General features: G+C 57.7%; 21 protein-coding genes. 5 read left to right on the top strand and 16 right to left on the bottom strand.

What is annotated here, in order from left to right; genetic code table 11:
• Positions 1 to 19: 19 nt before the first annotated feature.
• The 3 genes from AC2FD9_RS05030 to AC2FD9_RS05020 all read right to left on the bottom strand — a co-directional run bounded on the left by AC2FD9_RS05030 (position 20) and on the right by AC2FD9_RS05020 (position 3,502).
• Positions 20 to 1,720: a peptidoglycan -binding protein gene (locus AC2FD9_RS05030; RefSeq protein ID WP_496835703.1), complete on the bottom strand. Its 1,701-nt coding sequence runs from the start codon at positions 1,718 to 1,720 to the stop codon at positions 20 to 22.
• A 3-nt stretch (positions 1,721 to 1,723) separates the two neighbouring features.
• Entirely contained in the window at positions 1,724 to 2,902 is a 1,179-nt protein-coding gene (locus tag AC2FD9_RS05025) for a biopolymer transporter ExbB (protein ID WP_496835701.1), read from the bottom strand.
• A gap of 69 nt (positions 2,903 to 2,971) precedes the next feature.
• Entirely contained in the window at positions 2,972 to 3,502 is a 531-nt protein-coding gene (locus AC2FD9_RS05020) for a gamma-glutamylcyclotransferase (RefSeq protein WP_496835699.1), read from the bottom strand.
• A gap of 67 nt (positions 3,503 to 3,569) precedes the next feature.
• On the opposite strand from AC2FD9_RS05020, the gene AC2FD9_RS05015 reads away from it, so the two are divergent.
• A complete protein-coding gene (locus AC2FD9_RS05015) occupies positions 3,570 to 4,571 on the top strand; it encodes a DUF2125 domain-containing protein (RefSeq protein WP_496835697.1) in 1,002 nt (333 codons plus the stop codon).
• Here the strand turns inward: AC2FD9_RS05015 and AC2FD9_RS05010 are convergent.
• The 4 genes from AC2FD9_RS05010 to AC2FD9_RS04995 form a co-directional block, all read right to left on the bottom strand.
• Positions 4,568 to 5,353: an extensin-like domain-containing protein gene (locus AC2FD9_RS05010; protein WP_496835696.1), complete on the bottom strand. Its 786-nt coding sequence runs from the start codon at positions 5,351 to 5,353 to the stop codon at positions 4,568 to 4,570. The two genes, AC2FD9_RS05015 and AC2FD9_RS05010, sit on opposite strands and share 4 nt — an antisense overlap.
• Before the next feature lie 47 nt (positions 5,354 to 5,400).
• Positions 5,401 to 6,321, bottom strand: a complete 921-nt coding sequence (locus AC2FD9_RS05005) for a prephenate/arogenate dehydrogenase family protein (protein ID WP_496696203.1) — start codon at positions 6,319 to 6,321, stop codon at positions 5,401 to 5,403.
• Positions 6,318 to 7,403 carry a histidinol-phosphate transaminase gene (gene hisC, locus AC2FD9_RS05000; RefSeq protein WP_282118955.1) on the bottom strand — a complete coding sequence of 362 codons (1,086 nt, stop codon included), beginning with the start codon at positions 7,401 to 7,403 and terminating at the stop codon, positions 6,318 to 6,320. Before hisC ends, AC2FD9_RS05005 begins: the two co-directional genes overlap by 4 nt.
• Positions 7,404 to 7,467: 64 nt before the next feature.
• Positions 7,468 to 8,883: an aminotransferase class V-fold PLP-dependent enzyme gene (locus AC2FD9_RS04995; RefSeq protein ID WP_496835693.1), complete on the bottom strand. Its 1,416-nt coding sequence runs from the start codon at positions 8,881 to 8,883 to the stop codon at positions 7,468 to 7,470.
• A gap of 103 nt (positions 8,884 to 8,986) precedes the next feature.
• Between AC2FD9_RS04995 and AC2FD9_RS04990 the strand changes: the two genes are divergently transcribed.
• Positions 8,987 to 9,448, top strand: coding sequence for an Lrp/AsnC family transcriptional regulator (locus AC2FD9_RS04990; RefSeq protein WP_058275495.1), 462 nt, complete (start codon positions 8,987 to 8,989; stop codon positions 9,446 to 9,448).
• A gap of 278 nt (positions 9,449 to 9,726) precedes the next feature.
• On the opposite strand, the gene rpsD is transcribed toward AC2FD9_RS04990, so the two are convergent.
• The 4 genes from rpsD to AC2FD9_RS04970 form a co-directional block, all read right to left on the bottom strand.
• Entirely contained in the window at positions 9,727 to 10,347 is a 621-nt protein-coding gene (gene rpsD, locus AC2FD9_RS04985) for a 30S ribosomal protein S4 (protein ID WP_058275494.1), read from the bottom strand.
• Between the two features lie 200 nt (positions 10,348 to 10,547).
• Positions 10,548 to 11,048: a hypothetical protein gene (locus tag AC2FD9_RS04980; RefSeq protein WP_496835690.1), complete on the bottom strand. Its 501-nt coding sequence runs from the start codon at positions 11,046 to 11,048 to the stop codon at positions 10,548 to 10,550.
• Positions 11,049 to 11,465: 417 nt separating this feature from the next.
• Positions 11,466 to 12,254 (bottom strand): hypothetical protein, encoded by a 789-nt coding sequence (locus AC2FD9_RS04975; RefSeq protein WP_496835688.1) that lies wholly within the window; start codon positions 12,252 to 12,254, stop codon positions 11,466 to 11,468.
• A 129-nt stretch (positions 12,255 to 12,383) separates the two neighbouring features.
• On the bottom strand, positions 12,384 to 14,666 hold the full coding sequence (locus tag AC2FD9_RS04970; protein WP_282168993.1) for an adenosylcobalamin-dependent ribonucleoside-diphosphate reductase: 2,283 nt from the start codon (positions 14,664 to 14,666) through the stop codon (positions 12,384 to 12,386).
• A 128-nt stretch (positions 14,667 to 14,794) separates the two neighbouring features.
• Between AC2FD9_RS04970 and AC2FD9_RS04965 the strand changes: the two genes are divergently transcribed.
• The gene (locus AC2FD9_RS04965) at positions 14,795 to 15,226 is read left to right on the top strand and encodes a DUF1489 family protein (RefSeq protein WP_282168994.1); all 432 of its coding nucleotides are present in this window, start codon (positions 14,795 to 14,797) and stop codon (positions 15,224 to 15,226) included.
• On the opposite strand, the gene hisG is transcribed toward AC2FD9_RS04965, so the two are convergent.
• Genes hisG through hisS form a run of 3 tightly spaced genes read right to left on the bottom strand, consistent with a single transcriptional unit; the run spans position 15,227 to position 18,492 of the window.
• Entirely contained in the window at positions 15,227 to 15,916 is a 690-nt protein-coding gene (gene hisG / locus AC2FD9_RS04960) for an ATP phosphoribosyltransferase (protein ID WP_058276022.1), read from the bottom strand.
• Positions 15,913 to 17,001, bottom strand: a complete 1,089-nt coding sequence (locus AC2FD9_RS04955) for an ATP phosphoribosyltransferase regulatory subunit (RefSeq protein ID WP_496757509.1) — start codon at positions 16,999 to 17,001, stop codon at positions 15,913 to 15,915. Before AC2FD9_RS04955 ends, hisG begins: the two co-directional genes overlap by 4 nt.
• 3 nt (positions 17,002 to 17,004) lie before the next feature.
• Positions 17,005 to 18,492 (bottom strand): histidine--tRNA ligase, encoded by a 1,488-nt coding sequence (gene hisS, locus AC2FD9_RS04950; protein ID WP_496835685.1) that lies wholly within the window; start codon positions 18,490 to 18,492, stop codon positions 17,005 to 17,007.
• 131 nt (positions 18,493 to 18,623) lie between these two features.
• Between hisS and AC2FD9_RS04945 the strand changes: the two genes are divergently transcribed.
• Together AC2FD9_RS04945 and AC2FD9_RS04940 are read left to right on the top strand one after the other, a co-directional pair.
• Positions 18,624 to 18,818, top strand: a complete 195-nt coding sequence (locus AC2FD9_RS04945; RefSeq protein ID WP_058275721.1) for a SlyX family protein — start codon at positions 18,624 to 18,626, stop codon at positions 18,816 to 18,818.
• Positions 18,819 to 18,828: 10 nt separating this feature from the next.
• A complete protein-coding gene (locus tag AC2FD9_RS04940; RefSeq protein WP_496835683.1) occupies positions 18,829 to 19,515 on the top strand; it encodes a hypothetical protein in 687 nt (228 codons plus the stop codon).
• Positions 19,516 to 19,536: 21 nt separating this feature from the next.
• Here AC2FD9_RS04940 and AC2FD9_RS04935 read toward each other — a convergent pair whose 3' ends face one another.
• A complete protein-coding gene (locus tag AC2FD9_RS04935; RefSeq protein WP_496835681.1) occupies positions 19,537 to 19,884 on the bottom strand; it encodes a hypothetical protein in 348 nt (115 codons plus the stop codon).
• A 26-nt stretch (positions 19,885 to 19,910) separates the two neighbouring features.
• Positions 19,911 to 20,129, bottom strand: coding sequence for a YMGG-like glycine zipper-containing protein (locus tag AC2FD9_RS04930; RefSeq protein ID WP_058275719.1), 219 nt, complete (start codon positions 20,127 to 20,129; stop codon positions 19,911 to 19,913).
• Between the last annotated feature and the right edge of the window lie 30 nt (positions 20,130 to 20,159).

The raw sequence follows: 20,159 nt of genomic DNA, 5'->3' as shown, positions 1-20,159 counted from the left end.
CCCTTAACGAGTGTCTCGGTTACCTTTCGGTGAGTTTCAGCTCGATCCGGCGGTTTTGTGCCCGGGCCTCCGCGGTGTCTGCCGGATTTACGGGCTGGAACTCACCAAAACCGTTTGCGGCCAACCGGCTCGGCGGGATGCCCAGCGCATCGACCATGTAGCGCACGACGGACAAGGCGCGGCCCTGACTAAGCTCCCAATTGTCGCGATAGCGCCCTGAACCGGCCAGCGGCACGTTATCAGTGTGACCATCGACGCGGATCACCCAGTTCAGGCCCTCGGGAATTTCAGCCGCCACGCTGCGCAGGATATTGGCCACTTTGGCGATGTCCTGCTGCCCGGCCGGCGACAAAACGGCCGAACCCGTGTCAAACAGGACCTCGGACGAGAAAACAAAACGGTCGCCTTCGATCCGAACGCCCTCCTCATCCCCAAGCACGTCGCGCAGTCTTCCAAAGAACTCTGACCGATAGCGTTGCAGGTCTTCGGCCTGCGCGGCCAGTTCCTGATTCTGTCCAGACAGAGCTTCTGCTTCGGCTTCAAGCCGGACACGCTCAGCCTCTTCCAGCAGGCGCCGGCGGCGTTCTTCCGAGGCCGCGCGGGCCAAAGCTGCGTTCAGGTCCTGACCCAGGGTCTGAATTCGAATGTCCGAAGCGGCGTTGCGTTCTTCATAGTCGCCCAACAACGCCTGCAAACCGCCAAGTTGTTGGCGCAGCGCCGCCATCTGTTGGTTCAACAACGCCGTTTCTCGCTGCGCTTTTGCGGAAATCGTTTTCTCCGCCGAGATCGCTTCACGGGCCACAGCCAATAGGTTTGCACGCTCTTCGGCTAATGATCGCTGCGATTGTGCCTCGGCCTGTGCCTCGGTCTGCGCAGCCAAAGCGGCTTGTAGTTGCGCCTGCAACTTGTCCGCATCCAGCGCACCGAACTGGCGCTCAAGCTCGGCCCTGGCGGCTTGTGCTGCGGCAAGCAGGGTCAATGTATCCTCAGCTTCTTTGCGCTGTGCTTCCAAGGCCAGTGTCATTGCTGTCAACTCGGCATCTGCATCCTGCAGACGGTTGCGCAGGTTCTCGGCAGCGGCAGCTTCGGCCAGCTTGGCGGCCTCTTCCGCGCTGATCTGTTCTTCCAGTTCACTGATCCGGGTGGATTGCGCCGCGTCGCTTTGTTCAAGATCCGCAACCAACGCCTCCAGCGCCTCGCGTTGGGCGGCTGCCAGCCGGGCGGCTTCGGCCTGTTCGTCGATCTCAGATCGGCTTTGCGCCAGCGCGAGATTCAGCGCCTCTTGGTCCTCCAGCAACTTGGCGCGCTGGGACTCCAGTGTTGCAATGGCGCCGCGCGCCCGCTCCTGATCCGTCAGAAGTGCGGCGACCTGCGCCTCGAAATCCGTGATACGCGCCTGCGACAAGGCCAGGTCCACTTCGGCCCGCGCCAGCGTATCTTCGGTTTGCGACAGGGTCGTGTTCAACGCGCCAAGACGGGCCTCCAGGCGGGTATTCTCACGCTCCTCCAATCCCAATGCCCCGGCCAGCGCTGCGACTTCATCCGACAGGGCGGTCAATTCGTCCTCTTGCCCGGAAATAGTTTCGCGCAAAACGAACTGCACCACCATAAAGATGGTCAGAACGAAGGTCAGCACCATCAACAAACCGGTGATCGCGTCAACAAAACCCGGCCAAACCGAGCCCTGAAAACGCTGACCTGTGCGACGGGACAGAGCCATGGATTACTCTCCTTCCGGAGCGGTGCGCACGGCGCCTCGGGGCAATGTCAGAGCTTTGACCAGCAATTCGATATCCTTGCGCAGTTCGCTCATGCTTTCCTGACGACCGGCCGAAATTTCTTCGAGGATACGCAATAGCTGAACGTCCATCGACCGCAGGCGCATCCGGCTTTCGGCGTCAATTCCTTCACCCGTGCCCTGATCACGCATGTGATCCAACAGGGCGTCCTGCCCAAGGGCCACGCGTTCCAATGCGGCTGTAACCCCTTCGGATTCAGACTGTCGCACATTCATCTCACCAATCGCGTCGACCAACTGGCCCAGCTTGACCGACACGGTGGCGCGATCAGCCTCTTGCCCCGAAAACAGGTCTTGCAGCGCATCCATCTGTTCAGACATCGCGTCCAGAACAGGTGTCAGGACCGCAATTTCCGCCCCACCTTCCTCAGCCGCGGCAAAGCCAACACGGGTGATTGAGGACAACCATTCCTCAAGCTCGCGGTAGAACCGGTTCTGACCGTGACCCGTGAACAGTTCCAGCAACCCGACGATCAGAGACCCGGCAAGGCCCAAAAGGGACGAACCGAATGCCACGCCCATTCCTTGTAGCTGCGCCTCAAGCCCCACCATCAGGCGGTTGAACACGGCCAGCCCTTCTTCGCCCTCCTGCGGGTTCAGGCTGCGGATCGTGTCGACAATAGCTGGGACGGTGGTCGCCAGTCCAAAGAACGTGCCCAAAAGGCCCAGATAAATCAGGACATTGGTAATATAGCGCGTGATCTCACGCTCTTCCTCGACGCGTTCCGCGACCGAATCCAGGATCGACCGGGTCGAACTGGAACTGATCTGTGACCGTGCACCACGTTCGCGCAGCAATGAGGCCAAAGGTGCCAACAATTGCGGGGTGCGCGCGTCCTCGCGAACAACGCCGCCAACAAAAGCCTCGATCCAGCGAACCGAGCCAATCAGCTGTGTCACCTGAAAGAAACAGGCAAAAACGCCGATAACGAAAACCAGAATGATAAAACCGTTCAGGTACGGGTTGGCCTGAAACACCGGCAACACATAAGGCAGCGCCATGAAGACGCCCAACCCCGCCAGGCCAATTGCGACCAACATCATCACAATCTGACGGATGGGATGCGAGAAATGGGGTCTCGCGCCCTGATGTGCCTGCGCCATGCGCGTGTTTCCCGGTTTTTGCCTGCTCTGGCTTGAATCTAGCCAAAATCCGCCGGTGACGCCAAGGGTTTATACTGTGATACTGCGCACCCGTTGCGCTAACCACTCAAGATCAGGATCGCGCAGGTCGATCTCGGCCAGATGTTCCGCAGTATTATACAGGTATTCCGTATTCGGCCCGCGCCCGCCAACCGCATGCGCAATGATCTGCGCTTGCTCCTCTAGCGGCATACCACCACAGTATTGAAGGTGGTCTGCGTCGATCACATAGGTCACGGCGGTGATGACATCGCCAGTGTTCAGATGCACATCAAGGTTTTTCTCGACATAGGCTGACGAGATCAACTCGCGTTCACGCAGCTCTTGAAGGGTGCGTTCTTCATGGCCGGTTTCGACCGCAAGCGCCAAGCCCGTGCAATTGGCGTCGACCTGTTCGTCCAGCGCCAGCACAAGGCCGGGGTGTTCCTCAGTCCCACGGTGGTGGATCGAACTCATGCAAAAGGAACGCGCATACCCATGCAACGTGGCGTGTTCGCTTCGGGCCACCGGAAAGCCCGGATTCCACAACAGCGATCCATATCCGAAAACCCACATCGTCATTGCTCTGGTCCTTGCCCGTTTCGGCCTATAAACATCAAATTCAACGCGGGAAAAAGGGCCAACTGCCATGCGCGGTCTAATACGAGTAGTCATTTTCTTAACGGTTATCTGGAGCGCCTATTGGTTCGTGGCCGGATTCGGATTGCGCAATGCAATCACCGCCTGGTTCGACAAACAGCAGGAACAGGGTTGGCAGGCGGATTTTTCGGATGTTTCAACTGCGGGGTATCCGTTGCGCCACGTTACGCGCCTGAACAGTCCGGCGCTGGCTGATCCAGTCAACGGCACCGCATGGAGCGCCGATTGGATCGAATTCCAAAGCCCTGCAATCTGGCCGGGACGTCAGGTGCTGCGCTTTGCTGACACCCCCCAGCGCCTGTCCTATTTTGATCAGACGGCAACAATCAAAGCCAGCGATCTGCAGGCCGAGCTGCAGCTACAGCCCGGTGTGGCGCTGGTGCTGGAAAAAATGGCGTTGACTGCTGGTTCATGGCTGATCACCGACGATGCCGAAGCCCTGGCCGGAGGTGATACGCTGACGCTAGTCATGGAACAGACTTCTATTCCGGTGACCTATGCCATCGGTGCCCGTATTGACGGGTTCACCCCGGGTGACGGTCTGCGGGAACTGATGCGATCGGCCACCACATTGCCGCAGGCGTTTGAGACCCTCGAGCTGGACATGACCGCCACGTTCAACAAGCCATGGGATCGCACGGCATTGGAACAGGGCAGACCGCAACCGGTAATGATTGACCTGAACCTCGCCGAGATGAAATGGGGCGCTTTGCGTCTGTTTGCGGCAGGCGAGATTGATATCGACCACCAGGGCATCCCAACGGGCGAAATTGCGGTCAAAGCTGAAAACTGGCGCGACATGATTGCCATGGCCAACGCCGCAGGCGCTCTGCCCGATCAGGCCGTTGATCCGGTGACTCGCGCGCTGAATTTCATGGCCGGGCTGGGTGGAAACCCAAATGCGCTGGATCTGCAGCTTAACTTCCGGGACGGTTTCGTGGCGCTTGGGCCGTTGCCGCTAGGGCCAGCGCCCCGCCTGATCCTGCGTTAACGACAGTATGGCCCGCGACGATGGCGGGCGGTATCCAGATGGAAATGATCCCGGTGATACCGGTCGGCGTTTGGCCCCAATACGGTGCCAAACGGCCCGCATGCATCGCGCCAGATCTTGACCAGTTGTTTTTGCGATGGGTTCTTGCGCCAGCCATTCAGGACCGTCACAACCTCTCCATCGGCCATCTTGAAGGCCGAGATATCAATCGCGCGGCCTTTTCCATGCTCGGAAATGCGGGCGCCCTTACGGTTGTTGCGTGTCCGACACGCGTAGTGTGCGGCAACCTGCAATTGAACCACAGGCCCGCGTCGCTTGAACGTCGGCTTGACCGCTTTCTCAACCCATTTGTTCAGCGCAATTGCCGTTCCACAATCCATCGTGGAGGGACGGCTAAGCGTCACACCTGAGACCGAGGTGATCTGAACAGCGTCCTTGATCCCGCAAGCCTTGATCCTGCCCGGTACCGTCCCGACAGGCTTACCCTGAATATCGATGTCGCCGCATACCGACCCCTTACGCAGTTTGCGCTTTTTGAACAACGCCTCCTGCTCCAAGGCTTTGGGCCGCAAGTAAGGCATCAGCGACGTGTCCGGGCCAAGCAGAGGCAGCTCTGCAGGCCGTGCCGCTGCTGCCAAAACCTGCGGTGAATCCGGCCGCAATTCTGGTCGTATGGTGGCCGGAGGCAGCTGAGGCACTGCGCTGCTAAGGACCGCAAGTGTAGCCTGAGGTCGCGATATCGGTATTAACGAACGTTCCAGCGAACCAGCCTGAGTTGACATTGCGCAAAGCGCTGCAAATCCGGTCAGAATGGTTCTCCAGCCCTGCGTCATGGGTTCGTTTTTCCCCGTCCGAAATCAGGCGCATCCGTATCCTGGCCTGCATCAATGATGCCGCGGCGGATGGCGCGCGTACGGGTGAAATAGTCGAATAACTGCTCGCCGTCACCTGTTCTGATCGCGCGCTGCAGTGCAAACAGTTCTTCGGTGAACCGGCCAAGGATCTCCAGCGTCGCATCCTTGTTGGTCAGGAACACGTCCCGCCACATGGTCGGGTCAGAGGCCGCGATGCGGGTGAAGTCTCGGAATCCTGCGGCGGAATACTTGATGACCTCGGTATCGGTGACCCGGCGCAGATCATCCGCAACGCCCACCATCGTATAGGCGATCAGGTGCGGCGCGTGCGATGTGACTGCCAGAACCAGATCATGGTGATCCGCGTCCATCTCATCGACGTTTGACCCCATGCCTTCCCAAAGTGCCCGCAAACGGGCAATCGCATCCGGGTCCGACCCTTCAACCGGAACCAAAAGGCACCAGCGGTTGTCAAAGAGTTCTGCAAAACCCGATTCCGGGCCAGAATGCTCAGTTCCTGCCAGGGGGTGCGCGGGGATGAAATGCACACCATCCGGGATTACCGGCCCGACGGCCTGAATAACGTGACGCTTGACCGAGCCGACATCAGTCACCGTCGCCCCGGGTTTCAGGACAGGTGCAATATCTTTTGCAACAGCGCCCATCGCGCCGACAGGAACGCAGAGAACGACCAGATCCGCGCCCTCGACCGCCTCTTGCGCAGTATCGCAGACGCGATCACACAAGCCGATGCGGCGGGCCGTGTCGCGGGTGGTCTCGGACCGGGCATAGCCAGTCACTTCGCCAGCAAGCCCGGCACGTTTGATCGCCCAGAACATGGACGAGGCGATCAGGCCAAGACCAATCAAGGCCACACGGTCGTAAACTTGGCTCATGCGACGCCCCCTTTGAACGCGGTGATGGCCGCAACAACGCGGCGGCAGGCTTCTTCGTCGCCTACGGTGACCCGCAGGGCATTTGGCAGGTTGTAGCCCGCCACACGGCGCACGATCAAACCTTGTGTCTTCAGATAGTCGTCACACGCCTCAGCCTCTGCCCGATCGGCAAAGCGGGCGAGGATAAAGTTGGTGCAGGACGCATCCGAGGGCACGCCGATCTTGGCCAGTTCTTCCGACAGCCACACCCGCAGGCGCGCATTTTCAGCCTGACAATAGGACAGGAATTCTATGTCATTCACCGCAGCCTCTGCTGCCGCCAAAGCGGTCAAGGACAGGTTAAAGGGCTGACGCACCCGGTTCAGTACGTCGATAATCGATTGCGCAGCATAGCCCCAACCGACACGCATTCCGCCCAGACCGTACACCTTGGAAAAGGTCCGCGTCATGATCACGTTGTCAAACCGATCCACCAGCGATGCACCACCGTCGAACCCATCGACAAACTCGGCATAGGCCCCGTCGATCACCATCAGGCAGGTCTTAGGCAATGCTTCGGCCAGACGCAGCAACTCAGCCTCGGGGATCATAGTCGAGGTCGGGTTGCCCGGGTTCGTCACAAACACGATCCGGGTCTGGTCGCTCACGGCGGCCAGAATGTTTTCGACATCCACGTGGCGATTGCGCTCGGCCACCATCACCGGTGTCGCGCCCGCCATGCGGGCAATGATCGGGTACATTGAAAACCCGTGCTCGGTATAGATGACCTCATCCCCCGGGCCCGCATAAGCCTGAGCGATGAACTGCAGCACTTCATCACTGCCAACGCCGCAGATAAGCCGCGCAGGGTCCAACCCGTGCCGTTCACCAATCGCTGAGCGCAGGCTTGCGTGATCGGTACTGGGATACCGATGCAGCGTCGCCGCACTATCGCGCACGGCCTCGATCGCCTTGGGGCTGGGACCGAACGGGTTTTCGTTGGAGCTGAGCTTGATCACATGCTCTACCCCGGCCACATGCGACTGGCCGCCCTGATAGAGCGCGATGTCCATAATGCCGGGCTGCGGGGTGATCTTGTTCATAAGAGGCTCCGTTGTTGGAGCCTCTCATACCCGTCTCAACGCGTTGAGAAAAGCGGCAATTCCGTCACGCCGCTTTGAAGCGGGCGGTCGCCGGGTCCGCGTTGTAATAAGGGGTGAATTCCTCAGTCCGGTGGGACAGATCATTGACGCTATCGATGATGAACTGAACCGTCTCCTCGCTCATAAGGTAAGAGAAATTCAGGCGGACCCATCCGGGTTTCTTCATCTCTTCCCCTGCGGACAAAGCAGCATGCAATTCAGTGGACGTTTCACGGTCGATATCCAGCAAGCGATGCGCATATGGCCCGGCACACGCGCAACCACCGCGCGCCTGAATGCCGTAGATGTCGCTGAGCATCCGGGTAAACAGCTGCTGATGCACCGGCTGGCCAGAGTTGTCCCGCACAAGGAAAGAATAGATCGGCAAACGATGCTGGTTTTCAGTGCCTAGCAAAGTCAGGTTTGGATTGTCGCCCCAACCTTTCAAGGCCATTTCATTATATCGTGCTTCGCGTTCAGCAATTTCATCCGTGCCGACGACATCCTTGACGATGAAGGCCAGCGCGGCGCGGATATCTCCGATCACATTGGGTGTTCCGGCTTCTTCCCGCGTGGCCAAATCCTCGCTGTAGTCATGGCGCCAGGGCGATACAAAGCTGACAGTCCCGCCACCAGGCCAACTTGGGCAAGTACGGCGAACTGCGTTCTGATTGACGATCAACACACCGGACGCGCCCGGGCCGCCCGGGAACTTGTGCGGGGAGACTACGATGGCATCCTTGCGCGCATCTTCTGGCCCCATGTCCATCGGCATATAAGGTCCACCACCGGCGTAATCCCAGATCGAAACAGCGCCATGAGAATTGAGCAGCCGCGTGATCGGGTCCGGGTCTGTAATGATGCCGGTTACGTTAGAGGCAGCGGAAAATGAACCGACAATCAGATCGGAATCGGCATTGTCCACCAATGTCCGTTCAAGTGCACCGAGATCAACGCCGCCTTCGGGCGCTTCGGGGATTTCGATGACCTGCGCTTTGCTTTCCCGCCAGGGGAGGATGTTCGAATGATGCTCGTATGGCCCGATCAGAACAACCGGCCGGTCAGCCCCCTCAATTCCCATCAAACTGACCAGCCGGTTAAGGCCCGCAGTGGCGCCGGACCCGGTAAAGATCACCGCGTCGCCTTCCTTTGCTCCAACAATGCGGGCTATTTCCGCGCGCGCTTCGCGGCGCAGACGGGTCATATACGACCCACAATAGGAGGCCTCAGTGTGGCTGTTGGCATAAAAAGGCAGCACCTCATGGGCGACAAAATCCTCTACCTGCTGCAGCGCACGACCCGAAGCGACGTAGTCCGCATAAACCAGCGGCACGTCCCCATTCAGACCGGGGATCAGAACATTCTCTCCGATCAGCCCGTCGCGCAGGGTTGAATTGCGAGTGGTGGATTGGAGGTCTGCGCGAAATTTGGACAAGGTCATGATTAATTCTCCATATTGCATCACCAAATATGATTGAATGAGGACGCAGAAACTTCACCTTTCTTTTGGTAGATTTCTAAATTTTTGTGTCATATGCTTCAGTATGGCAGAAAAATTAGATCATATTGACAAGCGCATCCTTCGCGAACTTCAAACAGACGCAACACTTTCGCAGCGTGAGTTGGCGGACCGAGTCGGGTTGTCGCAAAATGCCTGTTGGCGGCGGCTGAAGGCGTTGAACGAAAATGGCGTCATTACCGGTTCGACCGCGCGGATCGCCCGCGAAAAATTGGGGCTGAGCCTTGTGGTCTTTGTTATGCTGCGCACCCGGCACCATTCGGCTGAATGGCTACAGGCATTTCGAAGCCATGTCCTAACCATCCCCGAGGTAGTGGATTTTCACCGCATTGGTGGCGACTATGACTATCAGTTGAAAGTCGTCACGCAAGATATGACGTCATATGACAAGGTGTATCAGCGATTGATCGACAAGGTCGAACTAGACAGTGTGACCTCGTACTTTGCGATGGAGGCCATCGCCGAAAGCAGGCCGCTGCCAATTTGATTCAGCGCCTTCGGCGGACTTCTTCAATGGTCAGGCTGGAATACTGCTCGTAGGTTGTTACGCGTTCAATTCAAAACACAGCCTGCGCCACCCAAGCGTGTACTTCAGCATTCCCACCCACTGCAGGCGTTCCATTGGGGCACTTCGGTGGATATTTTCTAATAGCCGAGATGCAACTTGCTGGATCAGCCTTCAAACCCAATACGCGTCATCGCATGTCCAAACAAAAAAGGGCCGCGCAAATTGCGCGGCCCTGGAATTCTGGATGTCGGCGAAGATTAGTTCTTCGCGTAGAATTCGACGACCAGGTTCGGTTCCATGACGACCGGGTAAGGCACATCGCCCAGGCCCGGCGCGCGAACGAAGGTCGCGGTCATTTTCGAGTGGTCGGCGTCGATGTAGTCAGGCACGTCACGCTCGGCCAGAGCAGCGGCTTCCAGAACTACAGCCAGTTGCTTGGACTTGTCGCGTACTTCGATCACGTCGCCTTCTTTGACACGGTAGCTGGGGATGTTGACCCGCTTGCCGTTCACTTTGACGTGGCCGTGGTTCACGAACTGACGTGCAGCAAAGACGGTTGCAACGAACTTGGCACGGTAGACAACCGCGTCCAGACGACGCTCCAGCAGACCGATCAGGTTTTCACCGGTATCGCCGTTCACACGTACAGCTTCGGCGTAGATGCGGCGGAATTGCTTCTCGGTCAGGTCGCCATAGTAGCCTTTCAGCTTCTGCTTGGCGCGCAGCTGCAGACCGAAGTCCGACAGTTTGCCCTTGCGGCGCTGGCCGTGCTGGCCGGGGCCGTATTCGCGACGGTTGACCGGGGATTTCGGACGACCCCAGATGTTTTCACCCATCCGGCGGTCAATTTTGTACTTGGCAGACGTGCGTTTGGTCACGGCTGATCTCCTTCGTTAGGTCGAGGCCCGTACAGGCCACTATGAAGGGCGTTGTCCTCTTGAGGTTTCCCCCATGACAGGAATCCCCTTACGGGGCCCACCAACACCAATGAAGCCGCGCTTATATCCGCAGAACTGGCGGAGTCAACACGGCTGTGGATTTTTTGCTATGTGCGAATGCTGTCGGCCTGCTTGGCGTTTTAGTCTGCTACGCTTCGGACGCCCGCAACTGCGTTTTCCCAACTCTTATCCATCGGCGACCGCGTCGGGAAAGCGACAACGTTTTGGTCCGGGAGGCTGGAATTGCTTTCGCTTTCAAACTCGGTATACGCACTGACCCAGAATTCCTGATCGCGCGCGGGATACCCGTTTTCAAAAACCAGCGTTGGGTTTGCTTCTCCGGCGACCAAAAACAGGAGCGCCGTGTACTTTTGCGCACCATTGGTCAGAACGATACGACCCAGCGCCCCGTCCGCCAGATTCGGCGACGGTGCTATGCTGCTTTGCAATTCTGAGGAATTAACTTCGGCCTGGCCTGACAACACAAGGCCCTGCTCGGCCGGACTGGCCAATGAAAGAGCCTGCCCACGCCACGACCATGCGGCTCCGATTTTCAAAAAAGACTGAGGCGCCGCCTCAAGTCCGTTTAACTCTGTCTGCGTCCACGAAATGGATATGCGACCGCTGTCCCCGGCTGTCATTGTATCCGCCTGTACCTTTCAACAAATCACTGCTTACTGAACCTTCTTATCAGGACAGAATCTGGCGGAAAAGAGACCGAAGTGCAGCAATCACGTAAATGTTTCCGGTGTGTCAAGTCAAACTGATACTAAAAGTGAAATAAATTCAACCTTAGATTGTTTTTGAAAAAAAGGCGATGGACCAACCTCAAGAAAGCTCAAAGCGATTCTCTACTCAAATATTTGTTTTTAAATTGCAAATTATACCTAAGGTATTCGCTCTTCATGCACCACCAATTCCCAGCGGTATTTCGGAAACCATGATATTCTGGTTCATCCAATCCTATCTGGGCATCCGATTTGAGCCGTCTGATCGTTGCATTACGGCAACTAAATTGGGCAGTGGTACCAATCTGGGTCAACCCTTGCTTCAACTCATCAATGGATGCCATTCGACCGCTTCAGCTTGTCCAAGTAAGCTCGTTTCGCGGCCGCTACCTCTTCATCGCTCAAATTCGATCGGTTCAGGTCCAGAAAATAGTCCGTGCCTCCGGCTGGCTGGACGTTCCGATTGTCACTTGTGATGAGCCTATCGGATCTCACGTTTAGAATGGACAGTGCCTTAATCAACGGGAAATCGTGATCGTCCGGACCAGAAACGTTGACAGATTCCACCTCGGCGCGCGGTGAAACCACCTCTTTCACGCGGCGGACCACCGCCTCAAGATCTGCACCCTGTTGCAACGCCTTGCCGTATTGTGTCAGATCCTCGCGGATTCTGTGGCTGCGAAGGTTTTGCCAATACGTACTTCTGATCCAATCAGCCGCGTTTCTGGTCGTAAATAGAAAGATAATGCGATCCACGGCATCAGTCAGGCGCAAGACCTCATCCAACAGAATTTTGGCAAGAACGTGCGTTTGCTCATATGACCAAACCCCTTTGCGACCGGGGATCAAACCAGCGAATTCTTCATTGCTGATCAGCAGGGGTTTGCCACCATGGTCCGCAAAAGGCTTCAGCGCCTCGCGAACGATTGCTCCGAAATTGCGAAGGGTGCGATCCTTGGGGGCGACCGCATACCGCCGTGCAGCCAGGCTGGCTTCTTGCAAGTCATCAGGCAATAGAACATTCACGCGATCTTTCAGGTATTCCCGATTTTTCGAGAGCGTCTTTTGCAGGGTCGTTGTGCCCGTTTTATGGAAACCTTGATGAATTACGACCTTCAATACAATACGTCCCGTTCGTCCTTGGCCTGCGTGCTGCAGGGCTTTCAAAAAAAATGCCAAACCTGCTCAACACAGGCTTGGCACTTCTTTGGTCAGACCAATTTGAAACCGGCGCTGAATTTCACGACATCAGCCACATTTTGAATGACCGCAGCTGCGGCAGGTCATGCAACCCTCGATCATCACCATGTCGTACTGGCCGCAGGATGGGCAGGCTTTGCCGCGTGGCGCGTCCATGTTGACGACCTGAGCCTGGGGGTCGGATTTGAGCGCCATGCCCTCGCCCTCAAGAAAGCCAATATTGATCATGTGCTGTTCGATCACACCACCAATTGCGGCCAGGATCGACGGGATATACTTGCCCTGAACCCATGCGCCACCGCGCGGGTCGAATACCGCTTTTAGTTCTTCCACCACAAAAGACACATCCCCACCCCGGCGGAATACGGCCGAGATCATGCGGGTCAGCGCCAGCGTCCAGGCGTAATGCTCCATGTTCTTCGAGTTGATGAACACTTCGAACGGACGACGACGGCCACCAATGACAATATCATTGATCGTCAAGTAGATCGCGTGTTCGCTGTCGGGCCACTTCAACTTATAGGTCGACCCTTCCAGAGATTGTGGGCGATCCAGCGGCTCCGACATGTAGATCACGTCGCCACCGTCAATTTCATGCGGTGCGCTTGCACTTTCACCCGGCGCTTTGTCTTCGCTTTCCGACACGGTCAGGACGGACCCCGTCACATCGTTCGGACGATAGGTCGTGCACCCTTTGCACCCCTGATCCCAGGCCTGCATGTAGACATCTTTGAAAGCGTCAAAGCTGATGTCCTCGGGGCAGTTGATCGTCTTCGAGATCGAGCTGTCGATCCATTTCTGCGCCGCGGCCTGCATCTTGACGTGATCGGACGGGGACAGCGTCTGTGCGTTGACGAAATAGTCTGGCAGCTCTTTGTCGCCGAATTTGTCGCGCCACATCTGCACCGCGTAGTCCACGACCTCTTCTTCAGTGCGCGAGCCATCCTTTTGCAGGACCTTCCGCGTGTAGGCATAGGCAAAGACCGGCTCGATCCCTGACGACACATTCCCTGCATAGAGAGAAATTGTCCCCGTCGGCGCGATCGAAGTCAGCAAAGCGTTGCGAATACCGTGTTCGCGAATTGCATCGCGCACGTCATCATCCATCTGCTGCATCGTGCCGCTTTCCAAGTATTTCTCGGCGTCGAATAGGGGGAACGCCCCTTTTTCCTTCGCCAAGTCGACCGACGCCAGATACGCAGCGCGCGCTATCGCTTTCAACCAGAGCTCGGTCTGACGCGCGCCCTCGTCCGATCCATAGCGCAGACCCAGCATCAGCAGAGCATCCGCCAGTCCGGTCACGCCCAGCCCGATACGGCGCTTGGCCTGCGCCTCGGCGGCCTGTTCCGGCAGCGGGAACTTCGACGCGTCGACAACGTTGTCCATCATGCGGACGGCTGTCGCGACCAGCTCTTGCAGGGCAGCCTCATTCAGATGGGCCGCATCTTCGAACGGCTCTGCCACAAGACGGGCAAGGTTGATCGAACCCAGCAGGCACGCGCCATAAGGCGGCAAAGGCTGCTCGCCACACGGGTTTGTCGCCGCGATGGTTTCGGCATAGCTGAGGTTGTTGGCTTTGTTGATCCGGTCGATGAAAATCACACCCGGTTCGGCATAGTCATAGGTGGCCTGCATGATCTTGTTCCACAGATCACGCGCTTGAACTGTGTGGTAAACCTTGTCGTCGAACACCAGCTCCCACGGGCCATCGGCTTTGACAGCTTCCATAAAGGGATCGGTGACCAGCACAGACATGTTGAACATGCGCAGGCGTGCAGGGTCGGACTTAGCCGTGATGAACTGTTCGATATCCGGGTGGTCACAGCGCATGGTCGCCATCATCGCACCCCGGCGCGAACCTGCGGACATGATGGTGCGGCACATCGCGTCCCATACATCCATAAAGCTCAGAGGCCCGGATGCATCCGCCGCGACCCCATGCACATCCGCTCCGCGCGGGCGAATGGTCGAGAAATCATAGCCGATCCCCCCACCCTGCTGCATGGTCAGCGCGGCCTCTTTCAGCATATCGAAGATACCGCCCATGCTGTCCGGCACCGTGCCCATGACAAAGCAGTTAAACAGCGTCACACGTCGCGCAGTGCCTGCGCCAGCGGTGATACGGCCAGCAGGCAGGTATTTGAAATCTTCCAGCGCTTCGAAGAACTTCTGCTCCCAATGCGCCGGGTCTTTTTCGACCTGCGCAAGATCGCGAGCGATACGCCGCCAGCTGTCCTCAACCGTTTGGTCAATGGGAGTGCCATCGGCCTGTTTGAAACGATATTTCATGTCCCAGATCTGCTCGGCGATGGGGGCGGCAAAGCGGCTCATTGGTGATTCCCTGTTCTGAAAGAGGTATCCAGATTATCCCAGATCACACCTTAACCACAACACCTTGATGACAGGCTTTCTTGAGCTACAATGTATAGACGGTCTTGGGACGACTCTGTGGGAAAGCTGTGGATAAGTACATAAACCTCATAAAACTCTCCGTCGGATCGGAAAGCGTCGACACGCTGATGGAATGGCAGGATAGCCGCAAACCGCTTTATGAAGACGGCTTGCCGCGCCACGTCACCCGCATGTGGCCCAAGCGCGAGGCCGAGATTCTGAACGGCGGATCAATCTATTGGGTGATCAAGGGTGTCGTACAGTGCCGCCAGAAGATCCTGCGGCTGGACGAAGTGCGCGGCGAGGACGGTATACGCCGCTGCGCCATCGTGCTGGACCCTGAGGTGCACCGCACACAGAATGCCTTGAAACGCCCGTTCCAAGGGTGGCGATACCTTAAATCCGAAGATACGCCTGCCGATCTTCCCAAAGGACGGGCCGAGGATGATTCCCTGCCCGACGATCTGAATCGCGCGTTGGCGGACATCGGCGTGCTGTAATCAGCTCAGCCGGTCAAGCAATTCGGAAAGAACCTCTTTTTCACCCACACCATAGCTGGCAACCCGACTACGCCACAGCGTGGCCTGTGATTGCAGGATCAGGCCGTCCGACAGGATTTTTAGGTGGTTTGCGCGCAATGTCTCACCTGTCGAGGTGATATCGGCAATCGCCTCGGCGGTTTCGTTCATCACAGTGCCTTCGGTTGCGCCCTGGCTGTCCACCAGAGTGTAATCTGCAACCCCAGCGTCCGTCAGAAACTCGCGCACCAATCGGTGGTATTTGGTCGCAATCCGCAACCGGTGCCCGTGGGTTTTGCGAAACGCTGCCGCGGCAGCATCTAGATCGTCCAGAGTTTCGACATCGACCCAGCAGGCTGGTGTCGCGATAATCAAGTCGGCTTTGCCAAAGCCCAACTCGGAGACTTCTTCAATCTGCTGTTCCCACCGTGGCAATTTTTCGTGCACCAGATCGGTTCCCGTGACACCCATATGAATGCGGCCAGCTGCTAGTTCGCGGGGGATTTCCCCGGCAGACAGCAGGATCAGCGAGACTCCGTCGATCCCTTCAACCTTACCGGCATATTCCCGGTCTGATCCGCTGCGCGACAATGTGATGCCGCGCTTTTCGAACCACGAAAAGGTCTTCTCCATCAATCGGCCCTTCGAGGGCACACCCAGTTTCAGGGTCATTGCGCGGCCTCCTCGACTTCGAGCATCAGGTCGGGACGCAACACGCCGCCAACAGCTGGAATTTCTGCCCCGTTGCCCAGTTGTCGCGTCAGCGCATCGTAACGCCCGCCGGTGGCAATCGGAGGCAAATCGGGGCGACTTTCGGCATAAAACCCAAAGACAAACCCGTCGTAATACTCCATCGACGTACGCCCATAGGCAGCCTCGAAATCCAACCTACTCACGTCAACACCACGCGCATGCAGGGCGGCAATTCTTGCCTCAAGCCTGTCCAGCGCCGGGGTGATCTGAGGCAGGTCAACGGCCACATCCCGCAACTGCTCCAAAGCAAAGGGCATGGTTTCCCGAACGGTCAGCAGAGATTCCAGGCCTGCAAGCTCGTTGTCAGAAATCGGTGGTGTGTCGCGATCTTCGCGCAACGCGTCGATGCGCGCCTCGATCTCGGCAGCGCGGCGTTTGCCGATCATAGGAACGTCAAACCCCATCGGGTCTGCGGCCTCCAAAAGCATTGTGCGGTGTTCCGGCTCGGGCTTTCGCCCGGCGAACCGATCGAGCAGGACGCGGAACCGACGTGGACGCCACAGGTGGCGCATCAGCGCGGCCTTGCGCCGATCCGTGGTGCGCAGCCCCTGAACAGCCGCCGTCAGGATGCCGATGTCACCGGTTGCCGCGCGCAGGGGCAGCCCCCGCAATTGCAGGGCAAACAGAGAAAACACCTCGGCATCGGCCCCAGCGGGATCATTGCGGTCAAAAACTTCATAACCGACCTGAATGTACTCGTTGGACCGATCCGGGTCATGCTCTTGCCGACGAAAAACTTCACCAGAATAGGTATAGCGTGCGGGTTCAGCCCCTTCGGTCATGTGCATCTGCACGACCGGAAGGGTGAAATCGGGGCGCAGCATCTGCTCACCTCGCAACGCATCCGACGTCACGTAAGCACGCGCGCGGATGTCTTCGCCATAAAGGTCCAGCAACGTTTCAGCCGGTTGCAGCAGGGGCGTATCCACAACCTGCGCCCCGGCGGCTTCAAACCGGACACGCATCATCGCGGCGCGGGCCTGTATCTGGGAACGATTGGGCATCGGTCAGTCCTGACTGTCCAGAATTTCGCGCACTTTGGCGACCAGATCACCACGTGACACTTCGAACTGGCTGGGGCGTTCTTTCCATTCCTCGAGCGTGGCGCTTTCGGCGATCTTCGCGCCAAGGATCAAGTCCTTGATCTGCACGATCCCATTGGCTTTCTCGTCACCGCCCTCGATCACTGCAATCGGAGAGTTCCGTTTATCCGCATATTTCAGCTGATTGCCGAAGTTCTTGGGATTACCCAGATAAACCTCTGCCCGGATACCTGCGTTGCGCAGTTCTGCCACCATCGCCTGATAATCGGCCATCCGTTCGCGATCCATAACGGTCACGATTACAGGGCCCGTAGCCTGCGCGGCTATCCTGCCTTTTTCGCGCAGGGCAGCGAGCAGACGGTCGACACCGATGGAGACGCCGGTCGCCGGAACTTCCTGCCCGGTGAAGCGTTTGACCAGATCGTCATAGCGACCACCACCCGAAACCGATCCGAATTGCCGCTTGCGGCCTTTCTCATCGAGAATCTCAAAGGTCAGCTCGGCCTCATAAACCGGCCCGGTATAGTAACCCAGACCGCGCACGACCGAAGGGTCAATCTCGATCCGGTCCGCGCCGTACCCGCCCGCATCCAACAAGGTGCCGATTTGTTCCAACTCGGCGATCCCGTCCGCGCCGATCTTGCTGTCGCCTACGGCGGCGCGCAAATTGGCCAATGTTCCGGCGGTTTCCGCGGCCTTGGAGGTCAGAAACGCGATCACCGGCTCAGCCTGATCCTCGCTAAGACCAACACCGTCGATAAACGCGCCAGAGGCGTCCAGACGGCCTTTGGTCAGCAGCTCTCGCACGCCCTGCTCGCCAACTTTGTCGAACTTGTCGATGGTGCGCAGAACGTTGTCGCGGGCAGCGACGTCTTCGCCAAGCCCCATCGCCTCAAGCACGCCGTTCAGAACTTTGCGGTTGTTGACCCGCACAAGATAATCGCCGCGCGGAATGCCGACGGTCTCAAGCGTGTCCGACAGCATCGCGCAAATCTCGGCGTCAGCGGCCATCGAGGCCGTGCCCACCGTATCCGCATCGCATTGATAAAACTGGCGATAGCGCCCCGGCCCCGGCTTTTCGTTCCGCCAGACTGGTCCCATCGCATAACGACGATAAGGCGTCGGCAGATCGTTGCGGTGCTGCGCGTAAACCCGGGCCAAAGGCGCGGTTAGGTCATAGCGCAGGGCCATCCAGTCGCCCTTGTCATTCTCGTCGACTTCCTGCCACGCGAACACACCCTCGTTCGGGCGATCTACGTCGGGCAGGAACTTACCCAGCGCCTCGACGGTTTCAACCGCGCTGCTTTCCAAGGCGTCAAACCCGTACTGATGATAGACGTCCGCAATAGCCCGCAGCATCTCGGTGCGCTGCGTGACTTCCTGGCCGAAATAGTCACGGAACCCTTTTGGCGTTACGGCCTTGGGGCGGGGCTGTTTCTTGGGCTTGGCCATGTGGGACGTCCTTGGGAGTTGCCTTGTTCCGCGCGCGGTCTATCCCATGGCCTTCATCGGGGCAAGGCGCGCTTTCGCTGGCCATGCGTTGTCCGGGTCGCTATGACCGGCCTAAGACACAGGAGTCCCCCATGCAGCATCTGGAAGAGCAGATCGCCCATCTTGCCCGTACGGTCGAAGACCTCAACTCGGTCGTCACCCGCCAACAGGACGAGATTGATCGTTTGACACGCCGTGTCGAAATGCTGATGCGCCGCGAAGGCGAACGGGCACAGGAAGGCTCGGGCGGAATCGTTTTGGGCGACGAACGCCCGCCGCATTATTGAGGTTTGACTGATGGCGAAAGATGTGAACGGTGACCTCTGCGTCTGGGTTTCCACAACAGTAAACAACATCAACGCAATTCAAGCGGTTCTCCGAAAGGAGTACGGAGACTGGTGTTTAAAGCAAACTCCGGAATTGGTTGAGTGGTCAAAGAGGATGGTGCGCGAGTCGGATCTCGGCTGGAAGCGTGGGGAAATTCTGACCAAAGAACAGGTTGGCGATATCTGGTATTACAATACACATCCAGAATATGAAGTACCGCCGTTTATTTCCGGGGGTGGATATCCTTTGGTTTCCGAATCCGCCAAAGCTGTTCTGGAACAGTATGATCTTGGGGAGACCGTCTTTCACGCCTTAACTTTGATGGATTCAGCTGAAACGCGCCTTTCAACGCCCGAACCGTATTATTTGTTGAATGTGGGCAACATGCGGTCGATGGGTAACTACGAGGCGCTTGGGCCGGAGGGTGGGGTAAACACACCTCTTGTCAGTATCGCGAATGGTGCTGTCTATCTGCCAAGCCACCACCACGAAGACGAACTCGTCGTTGTTCCGGGCGCCTTGGATGGCCCAGATATCTGGCTGGACCCCAAAGTCCCGTCTCTGTTGTTTCTATCCGACCGTCTTGTCAACTGCCTCAAGGAGGCTGGGATGGACAAGGGCTGGGGGCTTGTGCGCTGCGCTGTGGGCACGCTCTAACGTGCCTAAAACGAACGTGGGTCACAAACCCAGCGACGTTTTCACCGCGTTGTCGACCACGCCGCCCAAAAGGGCATCCTTATCTGCGGCACATCCTTCCGACAGCGCGGCTATGAACGCCTCACGCAGTTGGGCTTTCTCCTCATCCGTGGCTGCATGATCTTCGATATTGATCTGGCGATTGTGGAGAGATAAGGCAGTCATCTTTCCAACAACAGTCACAACAAATTCTTCGTCGCCATCCGCTTCTTCTGCAATCGAGGCGCACGTATAGTGCATGACGGGCAATGCATCCTGTACCATCTGCTCAGCCGCCTCATCGGCCGCAGCCGCACACGGAGCCGCCAGGATTGCGGCGCAAGCGGACATTTTGAGTTTAAAATAACGCATCACAATCACTTCCAGTTATGTCCAATAATGGCTCCGGCCACGCCACCAATCGCTGCGCCTTTTCCGTCACCGACAATCGCTCCAACACCTGCGCCGATCAGCGCGCCCTCAAGGGTCTTCTTTTTCTTCTTGTCGTCCGCCGACGCGACCGAGGCTGCAACCAAGGCCAGCGATGCCGCCGCCCCGAACAAAACTCTTCTGAAATTGAGACCTGCAATTGTCATATCAACACCCTCCTGCGGCATGACCCAAAG

The sequence above is a fragment of the Ruegeria sp. YTSC230 genome (assembly GCF_059609665.1).
This window is presented reverse-complemented; position numbering and strand designations above follow the sequence as displayed.

Bases quoted from the DNA above. Each gene is read 5' to 3' on its own strand.
- AC2FD9_RS05015 (WP_496835697.1), top strand. From the start codon at position 3,570: ATGCGCGGTCTAATACGAGTAGTCATTTTCTTAACGGTTATCTGGAGC.
- AC2FD9_RS04935 (WP_496835681.1), bottom strand. From the start codon at position 19,884: ATGTCCGCTTGCGCCGCAATCCTGGCGGCTCCGTGTGCGGCTGCGGCC.
- hisS (WP_496835685.1), bottom strand. From the start codon at position 18,492: ATGGCCAAGCCCAAGAAACAGCCCCGCCCCAAGGCCGTAACGCCAAAA.
- AC2FD9_RS05010 (WP_496835696.1), bottom strand. From the start codon at position 5,353: ATGTCAACTCAGGCTGGTTCGCTGGAACGTTCGTTAATACCGATATCG.
- AC2FD9_RS05025 (WP_496835701.1), bottom strand. From the start codon at position 2,902: ATGGCGCAGGCACATCAGGGCGCGAGACCCCATTTCTCGCATCCCATC.
- AC2FD9_RS05005 (WP_496696203.1), bottom strand. From the start codon at position 6,321: ATGAGCCAAGTTTACGACCGTGTGGCCTTGATTGGTCTTGGCCTGATC.
- hisC (WP_282118955.1), bottom strand. From the start codon at position 7,403: ATGAACAAGATCACCCCGCAGCCCGGCATTATGGACATCGCGCTCTAT.
- AC2FD9_RS04990 (WP_058275495.1), top strand. From the start codon at position 8,987: ATGGCAGAAAAATTAGATCATATTGACAAGCGCATCCTTCGCGAACTT.
- AC2FD9_RS04980 (WP_496835690.1), bottom strand. From the start codon at position 11,048: ATGACAGCCGGGGACAGCGGTCGCATATCCATTTCGTGGACGCAGACA.
- AC2FD9_RS04945 (WP_058275721.1), top strand. From the start codon at position 18,624: ATGCAGCATCTGGAAGAGCAGATCGCCCATCTTGCCCGTACGGTCGAA.
- AC2FD9_RS04930 (WP_058275719.1), bottom strand. From the start codon at position 20,129: ATGACAATTGCAGGTCTCAATTTCAGAAGAGTTTTGTTCGGGGCGGCG.
- hisG (WP_058276022.1), bottom strand. From the start codon at position 15,916: ATGACCCTGAAACTGGGTGTGCCCTCGAAGGGCCGATTGATGGAGAAG.
- AC2FD9_RS04995 (WP_496835693.1), bottom strand. From the start codon at position 8,883: ATGACCTTGTCCAAATTTCGCGCAGACCTCCAATCCACCACTCGCAAT.
- AC2FD9_RS04970 (WP_282168993.1), bottom strand. From the start codon at position 14,666: ATGAGCCGCTTTGCCGCCCCCATCGCCGAGCAGATCTGGGACATGAAA.
- AC2FD9_RS05030 (WP_496835703.1), bottom strand. From the start codon at position 1,720: ATGGCTCTGTCCCGTCGCACAGGTCAGCGTTTTCAGGGCTCGGTTTGG.
- AC2FD9_RS04940 (WP_496835683.1), top strand. From the start codon at position 18,829: ATGGCGAAAGATGTGAACGGTGACCTCTGCGTCTGGGTTTCCACAACA.
- AC2FD9_RS04955 (WP_496757509.1), bottom strand. From the start codon at position 17,001: ATGCCCAATCGTTCCCAGATACAGGCCCGCGCCGCGATGATGCGTGTC.
- AC2FD9_RS05020 (WP_496835699.1), bottom strand. From the start codon at position 3,502: ATGACGATGTGGGTTTTCGGATATGGATCGCTGTTGTGGAATCCGGGC.